This window comes from Mucilaginibacter terrae (genome assembly GCF_042679325.1).
Lineage (GTDB): Bacteria > Bacteroidota > Bacteroidia > Sphingobacteriales > Sphingobacteriaceae > Mucilaginibacter > Mucilaginibacter terrae.
Genome location: NZ_JBHTMJ010000011.1, coordinates 258,230 through 272,590 on the forward strand (window position 1 = coordinate 258,230; position 14,361 = coordinate 272,590).

Consider the following 14,361-nt stretch of genomic DNA (forward strand, 5'->3'; position numbering starts at 1 on the left):
GAGGACAGGTAAACATGCACTTTCTTGAGAGATGTGTATCTCTAAAAAAGCAATAGATCGTACAATTTTAACACCGAACGGTAAGCACCCCCAAACGCTTATGTTTCGTACCCCGGTAGCTTAAATTTCAGTATTAATTTAGCGTTGTATTTACACGTGGCCAATTATGTGCATTATCTATTATAACCTTTACGCTTTACATTTTTATTAACACCCGGTTTTAGCGGAGCATCCATGCTTTGATGAACACCTGTTGCCTTGTTGGTAGCAGGTGTATTTTAATTAAACCAGTTATAAAACCAATAAAAATATATATAATGATAAACTTATTTAAGCATTTTGGATACCTGCTATTATCAGCCGGGCTATTACACACTGCGGCGTGCAAAAAAGGTGAGCAGGTTTCTGCAAAGAGCGGTCAAACTATTACCGCAGCATTAGAAAACCAGCGCCAAACTTTGGCCGTAACCCCTGGCCCCTACATCATTTTAAAGCTTGACGATTTTGGCTCCGACAATTCTATAAACGTAGCTGCTACCACACTCAACTATTTAAAGCAAAACAATATTAAAACTGCGCTGGGCGTAATAGCCGACCGTTTAAGTGCCGATGCTGTGGTCTATGATCAGTACATTAACGCCAAAAATACAGCCGGCGAAAAACTGTTTGAAATTTGGCACCATGGCTTGTTACACAATGATTTGGGTGGTGGAGTTTATGAGTTTAAGGGCACTACTTATGCGTATCAAAAAAACAATTTTGAAATGGCTAACCAAAAAGTGTTAAGTAGCCTGGGTGTGCAAATGCACTCGTTTGGTGCCCCTTATAACCGTAATGATGCTGTTACCAATCAGGTGATCGGCGAAAATGCCAGCTATAAAGTAACCATGTTTACTAACCCGCAGCCGGTATCGCCTTTGTTAAGTTTGAACAATAAATTAGAAATGGAAAGCAGTGCAGGCGTTATAGATTCGGTAGGTTTTATGACCCAGTACATGGCCAATAAAAGTACGTACGCTTACATGGTTATTCAAGGCCATCCTAACCAATGGAACGCTACCGAAAAAGCAACTTTTATAAATTTGATGGAATTTTTAGTGGCCGAAAACTGCCGTTTTATTTTACCTTATGATTATTACTATGTAGCTAAAAACATTAAAAGCACTATTTATTCGGCTGCAAGCTTTGGTGGTACCAGCGCCGCTTTAGGTATAGGCACATACAATAAAACCCAGTTAACTGCTTTAGGTATCAACAGCATCATGTCTATTAAAGTTCCCGATGGATTAAAGGCTACACTTTTTGAAGGTGATAATTTTAACGGCAGTTCGGCTCCGGTAACCACTACCAGGAGTGCTTTTACTTCGTTAACCGATATTTCATCGGTGGTGGTGAGCGCTAAATTTTAACAGGCCGATACTGATGTAAGCTTTAAAGAATGGGGTTTTCTATGTTTTCACATGGTGTAGAGGTGTTGTACAACCATGCAGTTGAAGTGGCGGGAGTGTGTTAATGAAGCTGTTATGGATCTTCCGTCATACAGTGTTTCAGTCTGAGCCTGTCGAAGACTTAGTAAAGCGGCAAATGCTTCAACAAGCTCAGCATGACAAGTTAGGGATATATATTATTTACCCCGCCGTTGCCTGTGTACTCACAGGTTGTATTTAACCACCCTCTCCTTCATGCCGAATTTATTTCGGCATCTCACCAGAAAGGTTGTCGAATACCCTCAGTAGCCAGCAGACAGACTAAGCAGTCATTCACTTAGCAGGTGAGGTGCTGAAATAAATTTAGTATGACTATTGGCTTTTTAATATCCCGCCCAAAACCGAACGCATAACTGTTCGGTACCGATACATGTATTCATCATAACCGATATCTAAAATATTGATTATTAAATAGTTGTATATATGGCATCAATTTGAATACATCATACAGAAGCATCAGCTATATGATCAAAAGCTATTTTAAAATTGCCTGGCGTAACCTGTTAAAAAACAAGGCACACTCGTTTATTAATATCGCGGGTTTATCAGTTGGTATGGCAGTGGCTATACTGATAGGGTTATGGATCTGGGACGAATTATCGTACGATAAATATCACCAGAATTATAACCGTATTGCACAGGTTTGGCAGAACGTAACCAACAACGGCGAGGTGCAAACCTGGGAAAGTACTCCTTACCCGTTAGCCGAAGAATTGCGCAAAAATTATGGTGGCGATTTTAAATATGTAGTGTTGGCCGCTGGTTTCGGCGATCAGATACTGGCCACAGCCGATAAAAACCTATCTGTTAAAGGAAGTTATTTTGAACCTCAGGCACCGGCCATGTTCAGCCTTCACATGTTAAAAGGTACCAGGGCAACCGCCTTAAAAGATCCGTCTTCTGTTATCATATCGCAAACCACCGCTAAAGCCTTTTTTGGTGATACCGACCCTGTTAACAAGGTAATGAAGATTAATAACCAGCTTACTGTAAACGTAACCGGTGTTTACGAAGATTTGCCTGAAAACAGCAATTTTGCCAAATTAGGTTTTATTGCCCCGTGGGACCTGTATTTTGCCAATGCCGATTGGATAAGAACTGCTGAAGACCCCTGGAGGCCCAATGCTTTCTCCCTGTACGTGCAATTGGCCGATAATGCCGATATGGACAAGGTGTCGTTAAAAATACGCGATGTAAAGCTACGTAAAGTGAATGCCGAACTGGCTAAAAAGAAACCTGCCCTCTTTCTGCATCCCATGAGTAAATGGCATTTGTATGGTGAGTTCAAAAACGGAATTAATACTGGTGGCCGCATACAATATGTGTACTTGTTTGGCATCATTGGTATGTTTGTACTGCTGCTGGCCTGTATCAACTTTATGAATTTGAGCACCGCACGCAGCGAAAAACGGGCTAAAGAAGTGGGCATCCGCAAGGCTATCGGTTCGTTACGCAGTCAGTTGATTTACCAGTTCATGAGCGAATCGTTGCTGTGTGTGGGTATTGCCTTTGTGCTGTCTATTATAGTAGTACAATTGAGCTTGCCCTTTTTTAACGAGGTGGCTGATAAGCAAATGAGCATTTTATGGACCAGTATGTTTTTTTGGCTCATGGGCATTGGCTTTAGTTTGCTTACCGGCTTAATTGCCGGTAGTTATCCGGCTTTTTACCTGTCATCGTTTCAGCCTGTAAAGGTTTTAAAAGGCGCGTTTCGGATGGGGCGTATGGCCAGTATGCCACGTAAGGTGTTGGTGGTTATGCAGTTTACAGTATCGGTAACGCTCATCATCGGCACTATTGTAGTGTTCAGGCAAATTCAGTTTGCTAAAAACAGGCCTATTGGTTACAGCAACAATGGTTTAGTGGCTGCAGGTACCGTAACCGGCGAAATTCACAAACATTTTGAAGCCGTTAAAAGTGAGCTGGTTAATAGTGGCGCCATTGTATCTATGGCCGAAAGTGCCGGTATGCCTACCTATTATGGTTCTACCAGCAGCGGTTTCGACTGGCCGGGTAAAGATCCTAACATGAGCGTGGATTTTCCAACCAACCTGGTTTCGTACGATTATGGCAAAACCATAGGATGGGCGGTTAAAGAAGGGCGTGAATTTTCAAAAGAGCGTGCTACCGATTCCACCGGAATAATGATTAATGAAACGGCAGCTAAATTCATGAACCTGAAAAAGCCGGTAGGAGCTATTATTAAATGGGATGGAACGCCGCTCCATGTTTTAGGGGTAGTTAAAGATATGGTTATACAGTCTCCTTATGGTCAAATTAAGCCTTCTATCTACATGCTGTCATCTACCGAGTACAATGTGGTGCTATTTAAAATTAACCCCAAAGCCAGCGCGAGTGAAGCTTTGCAAAAAATAGAAGCTGTTTTTAAACAATACAACCCTGCTCAACCCTTTAAAAGTATTTTTTTAGATGAAGAGTATAACGCCAAGTTTGGCAACGAGCAGCGCATAGGCAAACTGGCCGGCTTTTTTGCCGCATTGGCAATTTTCATCAGCTGTTTAGGCTTGTTTGGTATGGCCTCGTTTATGGCTGAGCAACGGATCAAGGAAGTAGGCATCCGTAAAGTGCTGGGTGCATCGGTATTTAACTTGTGGCGATTATTATCGCTGGATTTTGCCGCCCTGGTGGTTATAGCATTGGTAATTGCCGGTCCGCTGGCGTATTACCTTATGCACAATTGGTTGCAAAGTTTCGAGTACCGCTCAGGTATAACCTGGTGGATCTTTTTAGTGACAGGCCTGGGTTCTTTAGCTATTACCATGCTCACCGTCAGTTTTCAATCGGTAAAGGCGGCGCTGGCCAACCCGGTTAAAAGTTTAAAAAGCGAGTAGTTTTTAATTGATTTTAATATGTAGCCTTGTTGTTTTTGCGCTCATGGCAGGGGCTTTTTGTATAGTTTAGCAACTCCTCTTTTAATAAAGGATACATACACTGCATCACTTGGTTTGAAGAGATTGTTTTAAAGCACTATCCAAAGCAAAAGCCACCATAAATTAAATATGAATGGCTTTTGTTGTGTAGTTTAACTGTTTATTATATCTCCCCCATTTACGCTATTTTCCGCTCATGTTCTACCGAAAGTTTGCCATCACCTTCTATGAGGAAGCAAAGCAGTGCCAGCATTACCGAGCACGATAACCAGAATTCGGCATAGGGACTGAAAATGTTAGGGCTTAAGTTTACAAAAAATACGGCACCCAGCAATACAGGCAAATTAAGCAGGCAAAACGTGCGGGTGTGCGAGCCAATAGCAATAAAAAGGCCGCCGATGAGGTGCAGGCCCATAATTAAGTGCGCTATTAAACTGATGAATACCGCCGTGCCTAATCCGGCGTTCATCATCAGGCTGGTAAAGGCACTCAGGTTTAAGGCGAAAGACACACCTTTCCAGATGAGTACTAAACCTAACGCTATTCTAAAAAAATCTAACCACATGGGGTGATGTCTATCGCCCCAGTTGAGTACTTTGATGAGCAATTTCATGATGTTTATAATTGGTTTACAATTATAACGTTTTTTATATTGTGTTGTTACTTTTTACTGCTTGTTTTCAGGGAGTTAGCGTGATGTTTTATGCATGTATTTGCAATAAGGGGAACAGCGGATACCTGCAAATGTGTAGGCCTGCAGGTGTATGAGGGCATGCTCTAAACGTAGGGAACTTCATAAATATTTATTGCCGATTGCAAGCTATACAGGAAAAAGAAAGAGCCACCCCATATCGCACGGAGCGGCTCTCAAACAAACACTGAACTTAAAAACTATAGAATATAAAACATAGTACTGTCTTTAGTGGCGGTTGTTGGTTCGGGTTGTACCGGGTATTCATCTTTCAGTAACTGACGCAGGTTTTGCTCAATTTTACGGCTAATAGAAGTGGTAGGCGTATCGGTAGGCTTGCTCTCGAAAGGATCCTGCAAGTGAATAGCCATTTTTTCGATCAGAAAAAACGAAGACGAGATGGCCACCACCAGCGGGATCTGGATAATTCCGAAAAACTCAATTAATCCAAACGGAAGTATCAGCACAAATAACAGCACTAAAAAGTGAATATAAACACTGTAAGTAACCGGAAATACGGTGCTTTTGATCCGTTCGCATGCACCCATGGAGTTAGAGAAGCGGTTTAAGGTTTCATCCATTGCCACCTGCTGAAAATCATTAACCCACCCCAGGCGCAGTAACAGGCGCAAATCGTTACCGTGCTGTTCCATAAGGCCTAGCGGCACGTGTTCCATGGTCGATAGCGCTTCTCTTTCTTCTTCGGATACGAAATTTTTCAGGCTTTGCTGCGAATCCTGGCAACGCAGGTGCTGGCTTAAACTGTAGCACCAGGCCATTTGCCTTTTAATCATACGCTCTTTCATGGCGCGCTTATCTTCGTCATTGTAGGAGTTGTCAATAAACGTAAGTACCTGGCGGGCAAAGGAGCGCGAATCGTTCACAATGGCTCCCCAAAGGATGCGTGCTTCCCACCACCTGTCATAAGCCTGATTGGAACGAAACGCCAGCAAAAGAGAGATGATGGTACCTAATATACCAGGTATGGCAATAGGAATGGATACGCCCGGAAAATTAAAGTAGGCATGTGCAATATAAACAGTGGTAGAGTAGGCGGTAAGCAAGGCGAGCTCTAATTTAATCTTCCCGAAAACGTAACTGATGGGGATGTTCTTTTTTAATAACATAACGTTTAAGGTTAAACCCGTTCTTCTATCAACGCTTCATCGGTAATGGCAACGTTTTCATTTTCGTGCTGCTCATTGCAATCAACATATAGCAAGTACGAACCGCTGCGGGTTACTAATTGGGCCGGGTCTATACTGTTTTTGTTGAGCAGGGCATACCGGTAATTGTTGAGCAGGACAATAGCATCCACTTCATTGGCTTCTAAAAAGTTTTTAAATACCGCAACGGTACTGCCATAAAAAAACTCTATGCGGATATTGTGGATGCTGTTTTTATTATTTTGTCTTAACCGGGCGCAGGTATTGTAAAACTCTTCGGATATATGCTGATACTCGGTAGACCGGCGCGACAGCATCAGGAGTTCCTGCATGTTATCGGTGATCTTCATCATGTGTACCAATACAATATTAACCTTTTCGGGATAATAGCGTTTACGGAGGGCCGGTATGCAGTTAAGCGATTTTATGTTAAAGTCGGTGGGGATGAGCAGCGTTTTCATAGTTAAATAATGTATTTGGCAGCAACTACATTTGTTTTATGATACAATAGTAGCCTATACACATTAGTAACTATTAAGAAAGTTATTAGAATATGATTAGAATATTAGGTTGTTGCCACCGGCAAAAAAACCTGCAGCTCGGTACCGGTATCAACTTCCGAGCGGATGCCGATGGAACCTTTATGCAGCCGTATAATATTAAGCGTTAGCGGCAGGCCTACGCCATGTCCCTCGTATTGATGTGTATTGGAGGCTCGGAAGAAAGGCTCGAAGATGTGTTGCAGTTCGGTAGACGGAATGCCGATGCCTTTGTCGGTAACGCTGATAACAATGGTTTTATTTTGCACCGATAGCTTAATATTAACCAGTTTATTTTGCGAATATTTACAGGCGTTACTGATAATATTGGTGAGTGCAAGTCGCAGTAAATTACTGTTACCCGATACCTGCAACAGATCTTCGTTAACCGGAAGGGTCGAAAAATCAACCTGGATGTTACCTTCGGGATGAATCTTCCTGGTCGATTCGATGGTCATAAAAATGAGTTCATCTATCCTTACTGGTTGCCAGTTTTGCTTTTTACCGTCAAACCCCGATTGGGCCATCAGCAATAGGCTGTTCAGGATCTGTATCAGTTTATCGGTTTCTGAGCTAATGGTATTTAAGGTATCGCGTTGCTCGGGGTTTAAATGCGACTTGTTTAAAGCTAATTCAACCTCACTGTTAATAATAGTAAGCGGTGTGCGTAATTCGTGCGATGCGTTGCTTACAAAGTTGTTTTGCGTAGCAAAGGCTGTTTCCAGCCGGTTGAGCATATTATTAAACGTAAGCGAGAGTTCGGCTATCTCATCCTTACCTTTGGGCTCATCTAACCGCATGTGCAGGTTATCGGAAGAGATACTTTTAACCTTATCGGTTAGCTTACGTACCGGGATAAACGTGTAATAAGAAAATACCTTGCCCACAAAAAACACAATAATAAGCGAGCCCGCAAACCCAAAGAACAGGATTTTTTGCAGTTCGAGGATCTCCCTGAAACCGTAGGGGTTTGAGGCCGATACCACGACAATGAATTCATCTGCGCCCCGCCGCACTATTTTGCCGGCGTAAAACTGGTTAGTTCTTTTATAGCGCGCGGTGCCATTGGCTACAATATCATCCAGTAACTCCGTAGGCAGGCCCGCACTTTTAAAAGCGCCCTTGGCATCGGCTTTCAAAAGGTGTTCTTTTTCAGCATCCAGTTTTTCCAGGTACCTGTTTCTTACCTCCTGGTAGGCCCGGCTTTCTTCACCCGGAAAAAGGCGTACCTGCGAGGTGATGTTTACACGCGTTTCCAGCCGTTTAAAAAAATCTTCAAAATTAAACTGGTATTCAAAGTATAATATAAAGGCGTTTAGCAGCAGCAATATGGCTGTAGATAATGCTAAAAATAACAGGGTTATTTTACTTTGAATTTTCATGGGTTAGTCACCATCCTTCATCATATAACCCATGCCAAATACGGTGTGTATCAGCCTGTTCAAATTGTTCTTATCCAGCTTTTTGCGCAGGTAATTTACATACACATCTACCACGTTGGTACCCAGGTTAAAATCAATATCCCAAACGCTTTCCAGTATTTGTATGCGCGAGAGTACTTTCTTTTGGTTTTTAATAAAGTACTCCAGCAGGCGGTACTCGGTAGGGGTAAGGTTAAGGGCAACCTTATTACGGGTTGCTATCTTAGCTTCGGTATCAACCTCTACATCCGCTATTTTATAACTGCTTTTTGCCGGGGTCTCGTTATTGCCACGGCGGCGCATCAGGGTTCTTAACCGGGCGGCCAGCTCCAGAATTTTAAAAGGTTTCACCATATAATCATCGGCACCGTTATCCAGCCCCGTCACAATGTTCTCGGTGGAATCCAGCGCGGTGAGCATTAAAATGGGTACGTTGGGCTTTTGCTCTCTAATGTGTTTGCAAATTTGTACACCATCCATACCGGGGAGCATTACATCCAGAATTACCAGGTCGAAAGGGTGGCTAAGTGCCATTTGCAAACCCGTTAAGCCGTTGGTGGCTATACTGGTTTCAAAGCCATATTCGGCCAAACCTCGTTTAATAACCGATACTACATTGGGTTCGTCTTCTACTAATAATATGGCCATATCAGGAAAATTATGATATAATTTAAACGCAAGTTAATTAACAAACATATTGTTATAATACTTAAAATATACAAAGTGCATCATTTTTATTTGATGCACACGTTTAAGACGCCGAGGTTTGGTTGCCTGTTAAACCTGCACTTTAACCAGATATAAATTTTTTAAATGCTGTTTGTTTTATAAAAACAAATGAAGGTTGATTGCTTGTGGATTATATTATATTTACGAAACTTATAATTTATTACATAATTTGTTGAAAAGAATATATGAAATTTAGGTTTGATATTAACACGTTGAGGGCAATAGCTGTTTTTGGTGTGTTATTTTTTCATTTTAAGGTGCCTTATTTTAATGGTGGCTTTGCCGGTGTAGATATATTTTTTGTAATATCAGGCTACCTCATGAGCCGTATAATTATTAACGCTTTAAATAAAAATGAATTTTCGATAATTGAATTTTACACGAAGCGGGTTAAAAGAATAGTGCCTGCCTTGCTCTTTTTAATTATAGCGGTTACATTTTTTTGCTTTTTTGTTTACCTGCCCAGAGATTATAAAATAACTGAAGGTAACTCCGCTTCAAGTATCTTATTTTTATCTAATATATGGTATTGGACAAAGTCAAGTTATTTTGGTCCCGCCTCTGAGAGTAATGTATTTCTTCATACCTGGTCATTATCGGTAGAGTGGCAGTTTTATTTGTTATACCCTCTTTTACTAATTGCCTTTCATAAGTTAATTAAAAATAATAACCTTTACAAAGTCCTATTCATAGCCTCCACATTAATTATATTTTACTGTTCTAATAAGTTTTCCAGGTATGATCAATCTGCCTCGTTCTATTTACTCCCCAGCAGATCCTGGGAAATGCTTTTTGGAGGGATCGCATTTTTATTTGAAGGTGCCATAAAGGGAAAAACTGCTTCCAAAATAATTTCCGTAGCCGGATATGTTATTTTATTCGCCTGCCTAACTATGCTTACCGATAGGTTATTATGGCCGGGCAAGTTTACCTTTATACCGGTTTTCGGAACATTTTTAGTTATCATAGCAAACAGCAATGATTTTAAATTACTTAAACTACCGTTAGTACAGTTTTTGGGAAAAATATCATATTCTTTATACTTATGGCACTGGCCGGTATATGTTATAAGCGGATATTTGGGGCTTGAAAAAAATACTTACGGTATTGTGTTTTTACTTGCGCTATCAATGCTATTAGCTTATGCATCGTACCGCTATATCGAATCAATAAACTTCAGGCAAAGCAAATTTATACTGGCAGCTATGTGTTTTATGTTTGTAACCACCCTGTTTGCCAGCCAATATAATACCAATACAGTGGTGTATAAAAAACGCACTATAGAGCTTTCCAATTATATTAGCGTTCATATAAAAGACCGGGAGAAGCAGTTTAATGAGGGGTGTTGCTTTATAAGTGTAAATAGCAAGTTTACCAGTAAAGTATTTAAAAAAGATATTTGTTTAAAGATAGATACAGGTAGAAAAAATTACTTACTGCTGGGTGATAGTCATGCAGCACAATTTGCTCAAACCTTAAAAGAGACTTTACCGGAAAATAATTACAACCTTATTCAGGCCAGTGCAAGTACCTGTTTTCCTCTTATTGATAAAAACGGTGGGGAAATGTGCTATAAGATCATTGAATATGTTTACCACGACTTTATAAAGAATAATTATAAGGAGATAGACGGGGTAATTTTAGGCGCGAATTGGATCAACCTGAATAGTGGGGGACAGGGATAAACTACTGAATGACCTTAAAAAAACAGTCGCTTATTTAAATAAGCTGCACATCAAGATTATCATCCTGGGCCAAAACGAAACCTATACCATTCCCTATCCTACAATAGCAGCTAAGGAGGTGGAGTATAATTCTCATATAAGTAAACATTATCTTACTGAAAAATCGAAAGAGATGAATCAATTTTTAAGTAAAAATTTCGCACCATATTATGTAGATGTATTCAATCTGAACATATTTCCATTAATATCACCGGATAATACGCCCTACATGTTTGACGAAAATCATTTTACTAAATACGGCGCTGACTTAGTGACAAAAAAGATCTTTAAAAACCCAATTACCACAAACTTTTTTAATTGGGATAAAGAGAAACATTAATATCTCATGGGTTTAGCAAGTATGACTTATACCTGCTCTTTTAAATAGGCTAATGCTTTTTTTAAATCGGCTTTGGTTTTGTGAATGTCTTTCCAGGGATCGTCAATATTTTTCAACCTTTCGGGCATGGTGTAAATGGTAAAATCGGCCAGGGAAAGTTTATTGTTTACCTCATCCCAGTGCAACGGGGTAGATACCGTAGCACCAGGTTTAGGCCGTACCGAATAAGCCGATGCAATGGTTTGCCCGCGGCGGTTCTGCAAAAAATCGATGTAGGTTTTGTTTTTACGCTTAGCCGGGCTCCGTTCTATGCTGGTAATATCGGGCAGTTCATCGTGTATTAAATTCGCAGCGTATTCAGCAAACATCTTTACAAAATCGTAATCGTACTTAGCGCCTAAATAGCAGTAAATGTGCAACCCTTTGGAGCCCGATGTTTTGATGAACGTTTGGAGTTTCATCCTATCGAATACCTCTTTGGTTTTCAAAGCCACTTCAACAGCTTCGGTAAAAGGTACATCGTGCGGGTCAACGTCAATAACTACATACTCGGGATTATCGGGTGTTTGGTAATTGCTGAGCCAGGGGTTAATTTCTATACAGCCTAAATTGACCACGTATAGCAGCGTGGCTTCATCATCGCCCACTATATAGTTGATGTTTTTATCGTTGCTTTCCGAATACAGTTTTTCTGTTTTAACCCAATCGGGCAGGTGGGTCTCGTCTACATCTTTTTGAAAAAAGCCAGGGTCGTCTATGCCATTGGGCTGGCGGCGCATAGAGATAGCCTTGTCTTTTAAATAGGGAAGAATATGCGGGGCAACATCTTTGTAATAGTTCAGTAGTTCTCCTTTGCTGATGCCTTCTTTTTTCCAGTAGAGCTTGTTTTGGTTGGTGAGCTTAACCTTATTTTTGCCGTAGGTAAGGGTGGTCTCATCGGCCATCTGCTTATCAGGTGTTTCCTGCAATACATTTTCGGCTTCCTTATCTATCCGTAAACCTTTAAACACCGGGTGGCGCATGCTACCATCGGCTGTCCACTCCGAATAAAACACCTCGCAAACCAGTTCGGGCCTTACCCAGGTGGTTTTACCATGATAATTCACCTTTTCGGGGAAAGACTTTTCATCGGTAATAATAGGCTGCAGTTTGCCGAACAGATCCTCTAACGTTTCCCCACTAAAGCCCGATCCGCAGTTGCCTACATATTTAATATTCTCACCCTGTTGCACCCCTAATATCAGCGAACCAATATGCTTACGGCTACCTTTAGGAGCAGTAAAGCCGCAAATAATAGCTTCCTGCGATGCCTGGATCTTAAATTTCAGCCATCGGTCGGATCGCCGGCCACCATCATAAATACTTTCTTTATCCTTGCCAATTACACCTTCCCAACCTTTCTTTTGGGCTTCCACCAACAGATTGGTACCCTTGCCTATGATATGATCCAGGTAAGTTATGGAGGAATCTTTAGGCAGACCAGCGGTGTATGCTTTCAACAATTCTTTACGCTTTATGAGCGGCAGCTGGCGCAGATCGTGTCCATCCAGGCGCAGCATATCAAACACGTAGTATTTAAGGATGCGCTTGTTTTTTTGGCTGTCATAATTTTGCAGATCCTGAAACGCGCTGCGGCCATGGCTGTCTTCTACCACTATTTCACCATCTAACACCGCGTTTTTAGGCAGAGTTTTTATCTCGCTGAATACCTTTTCGTATTTCTCATTAAACTCAATACCATTACGCGAAATTAGTGCCGCGTCTTTGCCGGTATAGGCAATAGCTCGATACCCGTCTATCTTCATTTCAAACAGCCAATCTTTATCGTCAAAAATCTTTTGTTCCAGCTTAGCCAGCATGGGTTTATAGCGGCGGGTTTGTATTTCCTCCTCCTTATCAGCAACTGGTTTGTTTTTCTTTTCCTCAGTTTTTTTAACCGGCTTCTCAACACCTACCAACTTGTACTTAGGCAGCTTTTTAACTTTGCCTTCCTTGTTATTTTTGAGTGCTTTAATGTTATCGGGTACGAAGGCCTCGCTATCAAATTTGGTGGTGACGGCATATTCATCTTTATGCTTAATGAGCAACCAGGCGTTATCATCGTCTTTATCGGCATTGTGCAGTTTAACCAGTGCAAATTCGCCCTGCAATATTTTGCCATCCAGCCTCACTTTAAGGTTGCCCGCTTTGAGGCCTGCATGCAGGTTCTTTATATCATCTTCGCGGTCTTCGGCTAAGGATTGGTACGTGCCTTTATCCCAGGTAATCACTATTCCACCGCCGTATTCACCATTAGGAATAATGCCTTGAAAGTCCTGATAATCGAACGGGTGGTCTTCCACCATCATGGCCAGCCGTTTATCACCTGGGTTCATAGATGGGCCTTTAGGCACTGCCCAGCTTTTGAGCACACCATCCAGCTCCAGCCGGAAATCGTAATGCAGGCGCGACGCATGGTGACGCTGTATCACAAAGCTTAGTGTTTGGTTATCGCCTTTACCACCCTTGGGCTCCGCTGTTTTTTTGAAGTCGCGCTTGGCTTCATACTTTTCTAAACTCATGGCTTAGGCTCCTTTCTTGTTCAGGCTTTGCATTAATTGGTCGTACAGGTCGTCGCTGCTGGTTTTGGCGACTTTCATTTTTTTAATGGTAGGGCGTTTACCTTTGGCTTTAAGTTTAATGATCTTCATCAGTTCATCGGCATACTCATCCTTAAATTTCGATACATTAAAGTCTTCGGTATATTGCTTAATAAGAGCCAGGCCCATATCCAGCTCCTTTTTACTTACGGCGGCATCGGGTAGTTTCAAATCGTCGGTAGAGCGTAGCTCTTGCGAAAACCGGATGCGGCTTACCACCAGCGCGTTCTCTACCGGGTGAATAATACAAAGGCTTTCGGTGTTGCGCAATACAAAACGGCCCAAACCCGCTTTGCCGGTTTTTTTGAGCGCTTGCAGTAACAAATTATAGGCTTTGCTATTTTTAGCATCGGGTTCGGCGTAGTAGGAGGTTTCGTAGTACATGGGGTTAATATCTTCGGCCTCTACAAAACTTTCAATCTCTATCAGCTTGGTTTTTTCGGGACTGGCGTCTTCAAAGTCGCGTTCCTCCAAAACAATGTACTCATCGTTGAGCTTATAGGCACGTACAATTTTATCATAGGGCACTTCTTTATGGGTGTTTTCGTTCACCTTTAAATAGCGAATGTGGGCATGGTCGCGGCCGTCCAGCATATCCAGGTCAAGCGAACTGCTTTGTACGGCAGAATACAGCTTTACTGGTATGTTAACCAACCCAAACCCAATAGAACCCTTCCAAATCGACCTCATCATAACAGCAATATTTTAGACAGGTATAACCATTGAAGTAAGTA

11 protein-coding genes are annotated in these 14,361 nt (G+C 41.6%); 4 read left to right on the plus strand and 7 right to left on the minus strand.

Annotated features, from left to right (window positions below):
* Positions 1–317: 317 nt before the first annotated feature.
* Both ACFQ3S_RS10735 and ACFQ3S_RS10740 read left to right on the plus strand, forming a co-directional pair.
* The gene (locus ACFQ3S_RS10735; protein WP_377164179.1) at positions 318–1,409 is read left to right on the plus strand and encodes a DUF2334 domain-containing protein; all 1,092 of its coding nucleotides are present in this window, start codon (positions 318–320) and stop codon (positions 1,407–1,409) included.
* Positions 1,410–1,951: 542 nt separating this feature from the next.
* Entirely contained in the window at positions 1,952–4,339 is a 2,388-nt protein-coding gene (locus ACFQ3S_RS10740; RefSeq protein ID WP_377164181.1) for an ABC transporter permease, read from the plus strand.
* A gap of 217 nt (positions 4,340–4,556) precedes the next feature.
* On the opposite strand, the gene ACFQ3S_RS10745 is transcribed toward ACFQ3S_RS10740, so the two are convergent.
* The 5 genes from ACFQ3S_RS10745 to ACFQ3S_RS10765 all read right to left on the minus strand — a co-directional run bounded on the left by ACFQ3S_RS10745 (position 4,557) and on the right by ACFQ3S_RS10765 (position 8,843).
* Positions 4,557–4,991 (minus strand): DoxX family protein, encoded by a 435-nt coding sequence (locus ACFQ3S_RS10745; RefSeq protein WP_377164183.1) that lies wholly within the window; start codon positions 4,989–4,991, stop codon positions 4,557–4,559.
* Positions 4,992–5,269: 278 nt separating this feature from the next.
* On the minus strand, positions 5,270–6,196 hold the full coding sequence (locus tag ACFQ3S_RS10750; protein ID WP_377164185.1) for a bestrophin family protein: 927 nt from the start codon (positions 6,194–6,196) through the stop codon (positions 5,270–5,272).
* An 11-nt stretch (positions 6,197–6,207) separates the two neighbouring features.
* On the minus strand, positions 6,208–6,696 hold the full coding sequence (locus ACFQ3S_RS10755; RefSeq protein ID WP_377164187.1) for a hypothetical protein: 489 nt from the start codon (positions 6,694–6,696) through the stop codon (positions 6,208–6,210).
* A 104-nt stretch (positions 6,697–6,800) separates the two neighbouring features.
* Positions 6,801–8,156 (minus strand): ATP-binding protein, encoded by a 1,356-nt coding sequence (locus ACFQ3S_RS10760; RefSeq protein ID WP_377164189.1) that lies wholly within the window; start codon positions 8,154–8,156, stop codon positions 6,801–6,803.
* A 3-nt stretch (positions 8,157–8,159) separates the two neighbouring features.
* On the minus strand, positions 8,160–8,843 hold the full coding sequence (locus ACFQ3S_RS10765; protein WP_377164191.1) for a response regulator transcription factor: 684 nt from the start codon (positions 8,841–8,843) through the stop codon (positions 8,160–8,162).
* 266 nt (positions 8,844–9,109) lie between these two features.
* On the opposite strand from ACFQ3S_RS10765, the gene ACFQ3S_RS10770 reads away from it, so the two are divergent.
* Together ACFQ3S_RS10770 and ACFQ3S_RS10775 are read left to right on the plus strand one after the other, a co-directional pair.
* The gene (locus tag ACFQ3S_RS10770) at positions 9,110–10,609 is read left to right on the plus strand and encodes an acyltransferase family protein (RefSeq protein WP_377164193.1); all 1,500 of its coding nucleotides are present in this window, start codon (positions 9,110–9,112) and stop codon (positions 10,607–10,609) included.
* Entirely contained in the window at positions 10,593–10,988 is a 396-nt protein-coding gene (locus ACFQ3S_RS10775) for an SGNH hydrolase domain-containing protein (RefSeq protein WP_377164195.1), read from the plus strand. The genes ACFQ3S_RS10770 and ACFQ3S_RS10775 overlap by 17 nt, the downstream gene beginning before the upstream one ends.
* Before the next feature lie 26 nt (positions 10,989–11,014).
* Here ACFQ3S_RS10775 and ligD read toward each other — a convergent pair whose 3' ends face one another.
* Both ligD and ku read right to left on the minus strand, forming a co-directional pair.
* On the minus strand, positions 11,015–13,549 hold the full coding sequence (gene ligD / locus ACFQ3S_RS10780; protein WP_377164197.1) for a DNA ligase D: 2,535 nt from the start codon (positions 13,547–13,549) through the stop codon (positions 11,015–11,017).
* A 3-nt stretch (positions 13,550–13,552) separates the two neighbouring features.
* A complete protein-coding gene (ku, locus tag ACFQ3S_RS10785; RefSeq protein ID WP_377164655.1) occupies positions 13,553–14,317 on the minus strand; it encodes a non-homologous end joining protein Ku in 765 nt (254 codons plus the stop codon).
* Positions 14,318–14,361 lie beyond the last annotated feature (44 nt).

Bases quoted from the DNA above. Each gene is read 5' to 3' on its own strand.
- ACFQ3S_RS10740 (WP_377164181.1), top strand. From the start codon at position 1,952: ATGATCAAAAGCTATTTTAAAATTGCCTGGCGTAACCTGTTAAAAAAC.
- ligD (WP_377164197.1), bottom strand. From the start codon at position 13,549: ATGAGTTTAGAAAAGTATGAAGCCAAGCGCGACTTCAAAAAAACAGCG.
- ACFQ3S_RS10755 (WP_377164187.1), bottom strand. From the start codon at position 6,696: ATGAAAACGCTGCTCATCCCCACCGACTTTAACATAAAATCGCTTAAC.
- ACFQ3S_RS10760 (WP_377164189.1), bottom strand. From the start codon at position 8,156: ATGAAAATTCAAAGTAAAATAACCCTGTTATTTTTAGCATTATCTACA.
- ACFQ3S_RS10770 (WP_377164193.1), top strand. From the start codon at position 9,110: ATGAAATTTAGGTTTGATATTAACACGTTGAGGGCAATAGCTGTTTTT.
- ACFQ3S_RS10735 (WP_377164179.1), top strand. From the start codon at position 318: ATGATAAACTTATTTAAGCATTTTGGATACCTGCTATTATCAGCCGGG.
- ACFQ3S_RS10750 (WP_377164185.1), bottom strand. From the start codon at position 6,196: ATGTTATTAAAAAAGAACATCCCCATCAGTTACGTTTTCGGGAAGATT.
- ku (WP_377164655.1), bottom strand. From the start codon at position 14,317: ATGAGGTCGATTTGGAAGGGTTCTATTGGGTTTGGGTTGGTTAACATA.
- ACFQ3S_RS10745 (WP_377164183.1), bottom strand. From the start codon at position 4,991: ATGAAATTGCTCATCAAAGTACTCAACTGGGGCGATAGACATCACCCC.
- ACFQ3S_RS10765 (WP_377164191.1), bottom strand. From the start codon at position 8,843: ATGGCCATATTATTAGTAGAAGACGAACCCAATGTAGTATCGGTTATT.